Origin of the sequence: Janthinobacterium sp. EB271-G4-7A, assembly GCF_020858075.1 — a bacterium.
GTDB classification, from domain to species: domain Bacteria; phylum Pseudomonadota; class Gammaproteobacteria; order Burkholderiales; family Burkholderiaceae_D; genus Janthinobacterium; species Janthinobacterium lividum.
This window is the reverse complement of record NZ_JACYMI010000002.1, coordinates 499944-513690: the sequence shown is the minus strand read 5'-3', so window position 1 is coordinate 513690 and position 13747 is coordinate 499944. Positions and strand designations below refer to the sequence as shown.

The window sequence follows — 13747 nt, the reverse complement described above, 5'->3', positions numbered from 1 at the left end:
GTCATCCTTCCAGCAGCCGCGCGGCCACCTGTTGCGGGGTGAGGCCCGTGCTGGCGGCGGCCAGCTGGCGCTCGCGCTGCAGATTGCGTTCCAGCTGCTGCTGGCCCGGGCGGTACTGTTTCGGCCAAGCCGCTCCGGCGCCGGCGCCGCCGTAGCCGATGCGCGCCATTTCCGTCAGGGTCCAGGCCGGGTTGGCCAGGTGCGGCCGGCCCACGGCGCACAGGTCGGCGCGACCTGCGGCGATGATGCTGTTGGCGTGGTCCGCTTCGAAGATCGAGCCGACGGCCATGCTGGCGATGCCCGCCTCGTTGCGCACGCGGTCGGCAAACGGCGCCTGGAACATGCGCCCGTACACGGGCTGCTCGAGCTTGCTGACCTGGCCCGAGGAGCAGTCGATCAGGTCGGCGCCTGCCTGCTTGAACAGGCGCGCGATGCGCACCGCATCGTCGGGCGTGATGCCGCCTTCGACCCAGTCGTGGGCCGAGATGCGCACGCTCATGGGTTTATCCTGCGGCCAGGCGGCGCGCATGGCGCGGAACACGCGCAGCGGATAGCGGCAGCGGTTTTCCAGGCTGCCGCCATATTCGTCCGCGCGGCGGTTGGTCAGCGGCGAAATAAAACTCGACAGCAAATAGCCATGCGCGCAATGCAGTTCCAGCCAGTCGAAACCGGCGACGGCCGCAGCCAGGGTGGCGCGCACGAAATCCTGCTCGATACGCGCCAGGTCGCTTTCCGTGGCCGCCCGCGCCACCTGCGACACGCCCGCCAGATACTGCTGTTCCGACGCCGCCAGCAGCGTCCAGTTATCCTCTTTCAAGGGCAGATCGATGCCATCCCACATGGGCCGCGTCGAGCCTTTCGGCCCCGCGTGGCCCAGCTGCAGGGCAATCTTCGCATCGCTGTTCGCATGCACGAAATCGACGATGCGGCGCCAGGCTTGCGTATGCGCTTCGCTGTACATGCCGGGACAGGCGGGCGTGATGCGCGCATCGGCCGACACGCACGTCATCTCGGCAAACACGAGCCCCGCGCCGCCCATGGCGCGCGCGCCCAGGTGCATCAGATGGTAGTCGCCCGCCACGCCATCGACGGCGCTGTACTGCGCCATCGGCGAGACAGCGATGCGGTTTTTCAGCAGCACGCCGCGCAGGCGGAAGGGCGTGAGCATGGGCGGCAAAGCCTCGTCCCGCATCTCCACGCCAGCCTGCTCGCCCGCGCGCCGCGCCAGCCATTGTTCATAGCCGGCGACGTAGGCAGGGTCGCGCAGGCGCAGGTTTTCATGCGAAATGCGCTGGCTGCGCGTGAGCATGGAATAGGCGAACTGCGGCGCTTCCATGGCGCTGTAGCGCTCGACGTTTTCAAACCACTCCATGGAATTGCGCGCCGCGCTCTGGATTTTCAGCACCTCGATGGCGCGCAGCTGCTGGTAGGCGGCCAGCGCCGCAGCCGTCTCGGCATGTTGATCGAAGCAGCGCGCCAGCTCGATGGCGTCTTCCAGCGCCAGCTTGGTGCCCGAGCCGATGGAATAATGGGCCGTGTGGGCCGCATCGCCCATCAGCACGACGGGCACACCGTCCTGTACGTGCACCCATTGCCGGCAGACGATGCGGGGAAAGGTGATCCACTGGGCCGAACCGCGCAAGTGCGGCGAATTGCTCAGCAGGCCATGGCCGTCGAGTTCCTCGGCGAACAGGGCTTCGCAAAAGGCAATGCCCTCTTCCTGACTCATGGCATCCAGGCCCGCCGCGCGCCACACGTGTTCGGGCGTTTCGACGATGAAGGTCGAGGTCTCGCCGTCATACTGGTAGATATGCGCCTGGAACCAGCCGTGTGGCGTCTGGCGGAAGGCAAACGTGAACGCTTCGAATTTCTTGCGCGTGCCCAGCCAGACGAAGCGGCAATGGCGCTGCTCGATTTCCGGCTGGTAGCTGGCCGCATAGCGCGTGCGGATGCGGCTATTCAAGCCGTCGCTGGCGATCACCAGGTCGGCGCCGTACTGGCGCGCGATGGCCTGGTCGTCCTGCACCTCCGTCTCGAATACCAGCTGCACGCCGAGTTCCTCGCAGCGCGCCTGCAGGATATTGAGCAGGCGCTTGCGGCCGATGCCGCAAAAGCCATGGCCGCCGGAACGCACGGTCTCGCCCTTGAAGTGGATCTCGATATCGTCCCAGTGGTTGAACGCCTGCAGGATGGCGCGCGCAGTCGGCTCGTCCGCATTGGCCAGGTTGCCCAGAGTCTGGTCGGAAAACACCACGCCCCAGCCAAACGTGTCGTACGGGCGGTTGCGCTCGATGACGGTGATGCAGTGATCCGGGTTCTGCTTTTTCATGAGCAGGCTGAAATACAGGCCGGCGGGACCGCCGCCGATGCAGACAATATTCATGGGGTGTCCGTGCGAAGTTTGAAGCGCTGCAGCTTGCCCGTTTCCGTGCGCGGCAGGGAAGGCAGGAAACGGATGGTGCGCGGATATTTATACGGGGCGATCTGCTGGCGCACGAAGTCCTGCAGTTCGGCTGCCAGCAGGTCGCTGGCCTGGCAGCCATCCTTCAGCACCACGTGCGCCTCGACGATCTGGCCACGCTCGGCATCGGCGCGTCCGATCACGCCGCATTCGGCCACGGCCGGATGGCGCAGCAGCGCCTCTTCCACTTCCGGACCGGCGATGTTGTAGCCGGCCGAGACGATCATGTCGTCGCTGCGCGAGCGGTAATAGAAATAGCCGTCGGCATCCATCTCGAAGGTGTCGCCCGTCAGGTTCCAGCCGTTCTGCACATACTCGCGCTGGCGCGGGTCGGACAGGTAGCGGCAACCGGTGGGGCCTTTCACGGCCAGGCGGCCCGTCACGCCGGGCGGCTGCGGCACGCCGGCGTCATCGACGATGCACGCCTGGTAGCCGGGAATCGCCTTGCCGATGGCGCCGCGGCGGATGCCCTGGCCCGTGGCGGAAATGAAGATGTGCAGCATCTCGGTGGCGCCGATGCCGTCCGTCATGGCCAGGCCCGTCGCCGCCTGCCAGGCATCGCGCGTGGCCAGCGGCAGCGCCTCGCCGGCCGACACGGACAGGCGCAGGCTGTGCACGTCGTGGCTGGCCGCCAGGGGCGCCATCTGGCGGTAAAAGGTAGGCGCAGTGAAGCAGATCGTGGCTTGATAGGCGCCGATGGCGCGCAGCAGGCCGTCGGGCGTGAGTTTTTCCAGCAGCACGGTGGCCGCGCCAAAGCGCAGGGGGAACAGCAGCAAGCCGCCGAGGCCAAAGGTGAACGCCAACGGCGGCGTGCCGATGAAGATATCGTCGGCGCGCACCTGCAGCATGGAGCGGGGAAAGCAGTCGCAGATGGCCAGCAGGTCGCGGTGCATGTGCATGGTGCCTTTGGGGACGCCCGTCGTGCCCGAGGTAAAGCTGATCAGGCAGACGTCGTCGGCCGCCGTATCGCATGCGGCAAATGGCGCATCGTGGGCTGCCATGCGCTGCTCCAGCTCCGTGTCGTCGGCGCCAAAGCACAGCATGGGCGGCAGGGACGCCAGTGCGTCAAGTTCCGCGCGCAAGCCCTGCGCGCACAGCACGGCGTTTACTTCCGCCTTGGCCAGGATGGCGGACAGTTCGCGCGCGCGCAGCAGCGGCATGGTGGGCACGGCGATGCAGCCGGCTTTCAGCACGGCCAGCAGGCAGGCGGCCATCATGGGCGTATTCGCACCGCGCAGCAGCACGCGGTTGCCAGGGATCAGATGCAGGTCGCTGCGCAGCACGTGGGCGATGCGGTCGACCTGCCGCGCCAGCTGCGCATAGGTCCAGCGCTGGCCGTCGGCAAGGATGGCGGTATGCTCGCCACCGCCGCTGGCCACGGCCACATCGAGCAGCGCGGCGACGCAATTGAGACGCGGCGGGTACTGCAGCTCGGGCAAGTCCAGGCACAGCTGCGGCCAGAGTTCGCGCGGCGGCAAGTGCGTGTGGGCAAAGTCGTCCTGGGGAGATGCGGTGGTAGGCGAAGGGTCGCTGCTCATGCTCATCCTGGCTGATAGCGGGCGCGTGCACAAGGCCCGGAAGCAGATACTTTAAACCTAAAGTATTTTTCCAGCAAGCGGAAAACAGCAATTTCAGTCGACGCCGTCCTGCTGCCGCAGCAAACGCGCCTGCTGCGCCACGCTGCGCGCCAGCGCGGCCAGGGCCGCTTGCATCTGGTCGCCATCGAGCACCGAGGCCTGCAGCAGCGCCATCATGCCCGCTTCCGCGCCATGCAAGCCGAGGGTGCGGCAACCGAGGTGCAGCCGTTCAAGCTGCTGGCGCGCCTGGGCCGGTTCGCCGCGTGCCAGCAAGGCATCGACCTGTTCGCCGGCGGCGACTATCTGCCCCTGGAAGCCCGTCAGATACGCCAGCAGGCGTTCGCTGTCGATGCCCAGCCGCTGCAACGTGTCGCGCGGCGCCTCGGCCGGCAAGGCCGAGACGTCGAAGCAGGCGTCGATATGCTGGCGCACCTGCTCCGGCTGGAAAGGCTTGACGATATAGCCGGCAGCACCGGCCTGCACGGCATCACGCACCGTGTCATGGTCATTGGCCGACGATACCAGCACCAGCGGCATGGCATCGAGCGCGCTGTCGGAGCGGATTTTCTGCAGCAGCTCCATGCCGGACAGGCGCGGCATGCGCAAATCGCAGAAGCACAGCGACGGACGCAAGCCGCCTTCGAGCTGCTCCCACGCAGCCGCGCCATCTTCGGCTTCCACGATATCGTGCACGCCGCAACTGTCGATCAAATGCATCAATACCATGCGCGACACGACATCATCGTCAACCACCAGTACTTTCATTGCTTTCTCCATTGGCGGCAGCGTCAAGGTGCCTGGCCGTATTCTACCCAGTTTCGCCGCGCGCTCGATGGCCGGCATTGCCTATTTTACATTTCCTTGCCCGAAACGGCTATTTGCGCCAACAGTGCGCGCAATTGCGGCAAATGCACGGCCACTTGCGTCCAGCGCCCGCCGTCCGCCGCCTCTTCCATTTCCGTGCACAGCATGTGCAGCTGCGTTTCATCGAGATAGGCGGCGCTGCCCTTCAAACCGTGCAGCAGGCGCCCGGCGCTTTCCTTGTCCTGCGCCGCCAGGGCGGCATCGAGTTCACGCAGGCGTCCCTCCAGGTCGGCGACGAAGGCGACGCGGATGCGCCGTTGCAGTTCGCCGCTGCGGATGGACTGGGACGGCGCCGGAACGGGAATCGCCGGCGCGATGCCGAACAGGGCATCGAGTTCGGCCTGTCCCCGCGCCGCGCGGCACGTTCGACGGCATGCGCGGCAACATGAAGCCGCGCTGCAGCTGGCGCTCGATGGCGCGCGCCAGCAAGCCATGCAGCGCCGCCTCGTCCACGGGCTTGCTGAGGAAATCATCCATGCCGACGCCGAGATAGCGGCTGCGGTCTTCTTCGCTGGCATTCGCCGTCAGGGCCACGATCATCAGTTCCTGGTCGCGCACGGGCTGGTCCGGCCAGCCGCCCACGCGGATCAGGCGCGTCGCCGTCGCCCCATCCATCTCCGGCATGCGCCCGTCCATCAGGATCAGGTCATAGCGCGTATGCACGCAGGCCGCCACCGCCAGCACGCCGTTGGCGACCACGTCGACCCGGTGCCCCAGCTCTTCGAGCATGACGCGGATGATGATCTGGTTGGTGGGGAAGTCTTCCGCGCACAGCACGCGCAGCTGGTGGCTGTGCGGCGCCAGCGCCACCTGCGGCACCAGCGGCGGCGCCACGCCATCGGCCAACGGCAAGGTGAAGGCAAACGTGCTGCCCTGCCCCGGCGTGCTGGCCACCTCGATCTCGCCATCCATCAGTTCGACCAGCTGGCGGCAGATCGCCAGGCCCAGTCCCGTGCCGCCGTAGCGCCGCGTGGTGCTGGCGTCGGCCTGCTCGAACTTCTGGAACAGCCGCGCCATGGCTTCCGCATCGATGCCGATGCCGCTGTCGCTGACGGTGAAGCGGATCAGGTTGACCTTGCGTCCGCCGCTGCCGCTGGCCACGCCGGCGCGCTCGACGCACACGCTGACGCCGCCGCGCTGGGTGAACTTGAAGGCATTGCCGACCAGGTTGACCAGCACCTGGCGCAAGCGGGTCGGGTCGCCCACCACGAAGGGCGGCAGGTCGGGCGCAAAGTCGATGGAGAAACCGATGCTGCGCGCGGCCGCCTGCTCCTCGAACAGGCTGACGACCGTCTCGATCGCCGCGCCGAGCGCGAAGTCGATGTTTTCGATGCTCAGCTTGCCCGCCTCGATCTTGGAAAAATCGAGCAAGTCATTGATGATCACCAGCAGCGACTGGGCGTTGGCCTGGCCGCGCAGGATCTGCTCGCGCGTGGCGTCGTGCAGCTGCTCGTCGCGCAGGGCAAAGCCCAGCATGCCGATCACGCCGGCCAGCGGCGTGCGCATCTCGTGGCTCATGTTGGCCAAAAATTCCGACTTCTGGCGCGTCGCATCCTCGGCCTTGCGCTTGGCCTGGCGCAGGCTTTCCTCGTTTTTCGTCAGGCTGCTGTTCACTTGCGCCAGCTTTTCCGACTGGGCCAGCACTTCGATCTCCTTGCTCTGCAACTCGGCCGTGCGTTCGCTGACCTGCTTTTCCAGTTCATTCTGTTGATGCCGCAGCGCGCGCACGCGCTGGCGGTAGGCGCCATAGATGGCGCCCAGCAGCAGCACCGCCATCAGGGTGCGGAACCACCAGGTTTTCCAGAACGGCGGCAGGATCGTGATGGCCAGGGTGGCGCCGCTCTCGTTCCAGACGCCGTCCTTGTTGGCCGCCTTGACGCGAAACACGTAGTTGCCGGCATCGAGGTTGGTATAGGTGGCAAAGCGCCGCCCCGCATCCGTCATGACCCAGTCCTGGTCAAAGCCTTCGAGCCGGTAGGCGAACATGTTGCGCTGGGGCGCGGCGAAATGCAGGGCCGCGAATTCCAGCGAAAAGACGCTTTCGCGGCTGGTCAGCACGAGGTTGCGCGTGTGGTCGATGGCCGCCTTGAGCACGTGCGCGAACTCGCCGCGGCCGATGGCCACCGGCTTGTTGAAGATCTGCAGTTCCGTGATGGCCACCAGCGGCGGCACGCGGTTGTCGTGGATATCCTGCGGCACGAACGCCGTCATGCCGTTGAAGCCGCCGAAATACATGGTCCCGTCCGACGCGCGCAAGGCCGCGCCATCGAAGTACGAGCCTTCCACCGTGCCATCGGCGCTGTCGTAGTTGCGAAACAGGCCGCTGCGCATGTCGAGCCGCGTGATGCCGCTATTCGTGCTCAGCCACAGCTGCTCGTTGTCGTCGCCGAGAATGCTGGCGACGGCGTCGTCGGCCATGCCATCCTTGCGCAGGAAGCGCCGGAAGCGAATCTCGCCCTTGGCATCGACGTCCATGCGGTTCAAGCCATTGGCCGTGCCCACCCACAGCACGCCGCGCTTGTCCTCGTGCAGGAAATGCACTTCATCGTGGCTCAGGCTATGCGGGTTTTGCGGATCGTGGCGGAAATGGCGGAAGTGGCCGCTGGCGCGGTCCAGCAAGTCCAGACCGTGGAAGGAACCGATCCACAGGCGCCCCTTGCCGTCTTCCAGCACGGGCCGCACCATGTTGTCGGACAGGCTGTTCGGGTTGGCCGGGTCGTGGCGGTAGGTGGTGAAGCGCTTGGTGACGGGGTCGAAGCGGTGCACGCCGCCCCGCGTCGAGACCCACAGCATGCCGCTGCGGTCGCTCACGATATTGCGGATGGTGTCGCTGTTCGGGTCGCCGGCGGCAAAGCGCATGGTGAAGAAGCGCCCCAGTGCCGGATCGAAGCGGTGCAAGCCCGTCGAGCCGCCCACCCACAGGGTGCCGTCCGGCGCCTTGTACAGGGTGGTGACCTGTTCGTCGCGCGACATGCCGGGAGAACTGCGCAGGTCGAACAGGCGCGAGCTGCCGTCGCGCGTGTCATACAGTTTCAGGCCGCCCTTGGTGGCCAGCCACAGCTTGCCATTGCCCGCGTCGGCCACGGCGCGCACTTTCTTGTCCGCCAGCGCGCCCACATCGCCGGGCGCGCGCGCCATGCGCGAAAAGCCGCCGCTGCCCAGGTCGACCCGGCTCACGCCGTTGTACCAGGAGCCGACCCAGAAGGTGCCGGCGCGGTCGCGGTACAGCGACGACAGCTGGTTATCGGCGACGCTGAATTTGTCGCCCGTCTGGTGGCGGTACTGCAGGAAGGTGTCGCTCTCGGGCAGCCAGCGGAACAGGCCATCGGCATTGCTGCCCAGCCAGACAGTGGCGTCGACATCCTGGTACAGGCTGGCGACGCGGATGGCGGAAAAGCCATTTTTCTCACCGAAGCGCACTCTTGCCTGCGGCGGCTGGCCGGCGGCGCCCAGGCGCCAGCGCTCGGCGCCGGCCATGGTGCCGATCCACAGGTTCTGCTGGCGGTCGATCAGCAGCGACTGGATCACGTTGTACTTCGAGCCGGGCTCCGTGTCGACGGCAAAATGCTCGAAGCGCTCGCTGCCCGGTGCCAGCATGTCCAGGCCCGTTACCGTGCCGATCCACAGGCGCTGCTGCGCGTCCAGCGCCAGCGCCTTGATTTCATTGTCGCCCAGACTGTGCGGGTTTCCCTCTTCATGGTGCCAGGTACGGAAGACGCCCGTGGCGGGATCGAAATGCTGCAAGCCGTCCGAGGTGGCGATCCAGAAGCCGCGCGCGCCATCTTCGAGAATGGCGTGGATATGCCGGTTGCCGTTACCGCGCTTGCTCTTTTCGGCCGGGACGTAATGGATGAAGGTCTGGCTGGCGGCATCGAAGCGGTCCAGGCCATTGTCGGTACCGACCCACAGCTGGCCCTGGCTGTCGACATGCAGTTCGCCCACCCAGTTGTCGGCCAGGCTGGTCTTGTCGCCTTCGATATTCTTGTAGACGACCATGCGGTAGCCATCGTAGCGGCTCAAGCCAGACTGGCTGCCGAACCACATATAGCCCTGCCGGTCCTGGGCGATGGCCAGCACCGATTCCTGCGCCAGGCCCTGGTCGACGCTGAGCTGGTCGAAACGCAGGGTGGGCGCAGGCGCCGCCGCGGCCGGGCCGCCCAGCAGCAGAATTAATAGTAAGGCAACATCGTAAACACGTCGAAATACCAGCACAATCGTCCTGTCAAAAAAAACGCGAAAAACCCGCACGCCGCTCCAAGGGCCGTCTCAGGAACCAAAGAACGCCAGGACATCATCCTTGCGGGCTTGCGTATCGCGCTGTCCAAGACGGATCAGCTCGTTAGTATACGTCGATTCGAACAATAAATACGATGCCAGCGCCGCGCCGCGCGCTTCCGCCGCGCCGATGCCCGACAACATGGTGCGGATGGGACGGGGCAGACTGCCGATATGCCGGCTGGCGATGGCGTCGAGCCGTTCGGACGGCGCGATGACCAGCAATTCCACGGGCCGCAAGGCCGTCTTGCCCAGCAATTCGGGCGGCAGCATCGACAGGGTCAGGTTGATGCGGTTCAGGCGCTCGATGTCGACGGCCAGGCCATCGAGGAAGATCGACGACAGCGCATGGCCGGCGATCTGCGCCAGGCTCGGGTAGCGCGCCGCCTCGGACGCGGCGGGCGCCGGTTCCGTCATGCGCCCCGCGCCCACCACCAGCACCTTGTTCGCGCCCAGGTGGATCGCCGGCGAAATCGGCGCCAGCTGGCGCATGGAACCATCGCCGCAGTACTCGCGCTGGCCGCCCACATACAGGGGCACGGCAGGAAAGATGAAGGGGATGGCGGCCGAGGCGAGCAAGTGCTCCACGCCGATCTGGTCCGGCAGGGCCAGGCGCTGCGTGCGCACCCACGGCGCGATATCCTCGGCCGTCTGGTAGAACGTCATGTGGCGGCTGCCCGAATACGACGACGCCGTCACGGCCAGCGCATGCAGCAAGCCGTCAGCCAGGGCCGCGTCCAGGCGCGGCAAGTCGAGCATGCGGTGCAGCAGGCTGACCAGCGGGGTATTGTCGAGCAGGGAACTGGGCGGCGACGCATGCCACTGGCGCAGCAGCCAGCCGAACGACAGCAGCGACAGCCAGCGCGCGCCCGAGCGGATCACGCCCAGTGAATCGGCCCGATACACTTGCTCGACTTCGATGTGCTGCCACACGTCAAGCAGCTTTTGCACGCCTTCGCCGAAGTTATCCGCGCGGCAGGCCAGCGCCGTGGCGTTGATGGCGCCGGCCGAGGTGCCGCAGATGATGTCGAACGGGTTGCGCGCCGGCGCCCAGCCCGCTTCCCACAGAATCGCTGAAATCGCCTGCAGCACGCCCACCTGGTAGGCGGCACGGGCGCCTCCTCCCGTCAGTATCAAGCCTGTTTTATTTTGCATTCCCATGCCGGCAGATTAGCAGGGTCTTGATACTTTGTGGAAATTTCAGTCGCCGCGCACCATGCCTTCCCTGCGTGGGTCCGCGCCGCCAAACCAGAAATCCTTGCCATGCGCATTCAGGCGCATGATGCCCTGCAAGCCGGAATTCTGTTCGATGACGCGCACTTCGTGGCCCATGGCTTGCAGCGCCTCGACTTGCGCGGCAGGCGCGCGGCCCTTTTCCAGTTCCGTCGGGCCGTTGCGGCTGCCAAAGTTCGGCAGGTTGATCGCCTGCTGCACGTTCATGCCCCAGTCCATGGTGCCGACCAGGACCTTGGCGACATAATTGATGATGGACGAGCCGCCGGGCGAACCCGTCGCCAGCACCAGCTTGTGCGTGCCCTTCTCGAACACGAGGGTGGGCGACATGGCGCTGCGCGGACGCTTGCCCGCCTCGACCCGGTTGGCAATCGGGCCGTCCGCGTCGCGCGAATCGAACGAGAAATCCGTCAGCTGGTTATTCAGCAAAAAGCCGTCGACCATCTGGCGCGAGCCGAACGCGTCTTCCACGCTGGTGGTCATCGACAGGCCGCCGCCAAAAGCGTCCACGGCCACCAGGTGCGAGGTCGACGGGCGCTGCAAGGCGTTGTCCATGCCCCACGCCACCTGCATGCCGGGCGGCGTGCCGGGCATGGCCTTGCCCATGGATTTGTCGCCGATCAGCGAGGCGCGCTGCGCCAGATAGGTTTTATCGAGCATCGAGGCGATACCGTTGCCCGGCAGCGGCACGAAGTCCGTGTCGGCCACGTAGCGGTTGCGGTCCGCGTAGGCCAGGCGCCCCGCTTCCGAGAACAGGTGGATCGCTTGCGCATCGAGCACGCCGTCGACGGGCGCATACGGCCGGATATCCTTCACTTCCAGCATGCCCAGCATCTGCGCGATGGCGATGCCGCCCGACGATGGCGGCGGCATGCCGCACACGGTCCATGCCTTGTAATCGCTGCAGACGGGTTCACGCACCTTGGCCCGATAGCCGGCGATATCTTGCGCCGTCAGCTTGCCCGGATTGGTCGGATGCGCCGCCACCTTGGCGGCGATGTCGCGCGCGATGCGGCCCTGGTAAAAAGCGTCGGCGCCGCCACGGGCGATCTCGCGCAGGGTGCGCGCCAGCTGCGGGTTTTTCAGCACGTGGCCGACGGGCCAGGCCTTGCCCTCTTTATCATAGAAATAGGCGGCAGCGACAGGGTCGCGCTTCAGGGCCTGGTCCCAATTCAACAGGCCGTTGAGGCGCTGGCTGACGGGAAAGCCGCCGCGCGCCAGCTTGATGGCGGGGCCGAACAGGGTCGCCCACGGCAGCTTGCCGTGTTCCTTGTGCGCCAGTTCCAGCATGCGCAGCACGCCCGGCGCGCCCACGGAACGCCCGCCCACCACGCCCGTGGCGCGCGAGACGGGGCTGCCGTCCGCATTCTGGAACAGATGTTCATCGGCGCTAGCAGGCGCCGTTTCGCGTCCGTCAAACGCCTGCACGCCCTTGGCCGTGGAATACAGCAGGAAGGCGCCGCCGCCGATACCCGACGACTGCGGTTCGACCAGGGTCAGGACCAACTGCGTGGCGATGGCCGCGTCGATGGCGCTGCCGCCCTTTTTCAGCATCTGGTAGCCGGCATCGGCGGCCAGCGGATTGGCGGCGGCGACCATGAATTTCTGCGCTGCCCAACCCGATTTTTCCGCATACGCGGTGGCGATTTCCGGCGCCTTTTGCGGCACCTCGGCAAATACGGGACTGGCAGCCAGGGCTCCCAGCAAGGTCAGGCTCAGCGCCAGCGGCTTCAATGTGATCATGGATTCTCCGATAAAAAAAGGGCGCACAGCCAGGCAAGGCTGTACGCCCCATACGGGGGTATCCTACATCAAATCACGCCAGGCTTATTTCGGTTGCATGCGGATCGCGCCGTCCAAACGAATCGTCTCGCCATTGAGCATGACGTTTTCCACGATGGCTTTCACCAGTTGCGCGTACTCGCCTGGCTTGCCCAGGCGCGAAGGGAACGGCACCATCTTGCCCAGCGCATCCTGCACTTCGGCCGGCATGCCGAGCAGCATCGGCGTTTCGAAAATGCCGGGCGCCACCGTCATTACGCGGATGCCGTTGCGCGACAAGTCGCGCGCCATCGGCAGGGTCAGTCCCACCACAGCCGCCTTCGACGACGCATACGCGGCCTGGCCGATCTGGCCATCGTAGGCCGCCACGGACGCCGTGTTGATGATGACGCCGCGCTCGCCCTCAGCCGTGGCATCCTGCTTGGCCATGGCGTCGGCCGCCAGGCGGCACATATTGAAGGTACCCACCAGGTTGATGTTGACAACCTTCTGGAACAGGGCCAGCGGATGCGGGCCGTCCTTGCCCACGGTTTTCACGGCCGGCGCCACGCCGGCGCAGTTGACCAGGCCGCGCAAGGTACCCAGTTGGGTTGCCGCGGCCACCACGGCCAGGCCGTCTTCTTCCGACGTGACGTCGCACTGCACGAACACGCCGTTCAACTCCGCGGCCAGCGCCTGGCCCGCCTCCGTCTGCACGTCGGCCAGCACGACCTTGCCGCCGGCTGCCGTCAGCATGCGCGCCGTGGCCGCGCCCAGGCCCGATGCGCCGCCCGTGATGATGAATACATTGTCCTGAATCTGCATGAAATCTCCTGAGTGATAAGGGCCGTGTTCCCGGCGCCTGATGAGTGCATGGTGTCGTGCATTACGTTTACGTAAACGTAATGTCGGCGACAATTGTAGCCATTTTTGCGGGCACCGAGCGAAAACTTGCAGCGCTGGTGTATGGAAGGGCTAAAAACACTGGATGAAAGCGCCGTTGCGGTGGCAGATGCGCCCGTTGGCATCGAGCGTGGCATTGCCCGCGCCGTTATAGCGCGTGCCGGCAGAGTCGCGGCAACCGCCCGTATCGCATGAACCGATGGGCTGCGGCGCGCGCGGCATCGGTACAGCCGGGCTGGGCGGCAGGGGCGCCATGGGCACGACGGGCGGCACGGATTGCGCCGGCATGCGGCCGATCACCTGCGCCACGGAACGGCGTGGCTGCACGGGCGGCGCCGGGCGGCATGGTTCCACCGCCAGCTTGCTGCTGTCGCGCGGGTCGAGCTGGCACACGGGCAAGGACTCAGGCGCCTGCTGCTGCGCCCAGGCATGGCCGCCAGCCGATACCGACATGCCGCAAGCCAACGCCACTATGCTTTTTGTCATCCGCTTCATGCCCTCTCCCAACGCTTCCATCGCCCGGTTTTCATTATTGGCACATGCCGCGCCAGATGCCAGCAAGGTAACAATTACTCACGCTTGCTGGTGCCGCACACCGCCGATGCGCGTCCGGTAACGGTGTTTTATTTCCTTTCAGTACTTTCTTTCTTGCCAGCATGGCATTACAATAAGA

Annotated in this window: 9 protein-coding genes; all 9 read right to left on the bottom strand. The window is 66.0% G+C overall.

What is annotated here, in order from left to right:
• Position 1 precedes the first annotated feature (1 nt).
• A complete protein-coding gene (locus tag IGS58_RS19855; protein ID WP_230522477.1) occupies positions 2-2383 on the bottom strand; it encodes a bifunctional salicylyl-CoA 5-hydroxylase/oxidoreductase in 2382 nt (793 codons plus the stop codon).
• Positions 2380-3999, bottom strand: a complete 1620-nt coding sequence (locus IGS58_RS19850) for an AMP-binding protein (RefSeq protein ID WP_230522476.1) — start codon at positions 3997-3999, stop codon at positions 2380-2382. The genes IGS58_RS19855 and IGS58_RS19850 overlap by 4 nt, the downstream gene beginning before the upstream one ends.
• A 93-nt stretch (positions 4000-4092) precedes the next feature.
• A complete protein-coding gene (locus IGS58_RS19845) occupies positions 4093-4803 on the bottom strand; it encodes a response regulator (RefSeq protein ID WP_230522475.1) in 711 nt (236 codons plus the stop codon).
• An 86-nt stretch (positions 4804-4889) separates the two neighbouring features.
• Positions 4890-5096 carry an Hpt domain-containing protein gene (locus tag IGS58_RS19840; RefSeq protein WP_230522523.1) on the bottom strand — a complete coding sequence of 69 codons (207 nt, stop codon included), beginning with the start codon at positions 5094-5096 and terminating at the stop codon, positions 4890-4892.
• Between the two features lie 13 nt (positions 5097-5109).
• On the bottom strand, positions 5110-9114 hold the full coding sequence (locus tag IGS58_RS19835; RefSeq protein WP_230522474.1) for a hybrid sensor histidine kinase/response regulator: 4005 nt from the start codon (positions 9112-9114) through the stop codon (positions 5110-5112).
• A gap of 54 nt (positions 9115-9168) precedes the next feature.
• On the bottom strand, positions 9169-10338 hold the full coding sequence (locus tag IGS58_RS19830; protein ID WP_034751717.1) for a patatin-like phospholipase family protein: 1170 nt from the start codon (positions 10336-10338) through the stop codon (positions 9169-9171).
• Positions 10339-10377: 39 nt separating this feature from the next.
• Positions 10378-12153 (bottom strand): gamma-glutamyltransferase, encoded by a 1776-nt coding sequence (ggt, locus tag IGS58_RS19825; RefSeq protein WP_230522473.1) that lies wholly within the window; start codon positions 12151-12153, stop codon positions 10378-10380.
• Positions 12154-12237: 84 nt separating this feature from the next.
• Positions 12238-12996 (bottom strand): 3-hydroxyacyl-CoA dehydrogenase, encoded by a 759-nt coding sequence (locus IGS58_RS19820; protein ID WP_230522472.1) that lies wholly within the window; start codon positions 12994-12996, stop codon positions 12238-12240.
• Positions 12997-13146: 150 nt separating this feature from the next.
• Complete coding sequence (locus IGS58_RS19815) at positions 13147-13560, bottom strand: hypothetical protein (protein WP_230522471.1); 414 nt, start codon at positions 13558-13560, stop codon at positions 13147-13149.
• Positions 13561-13747: the final 187 nt, after the last annotated feature.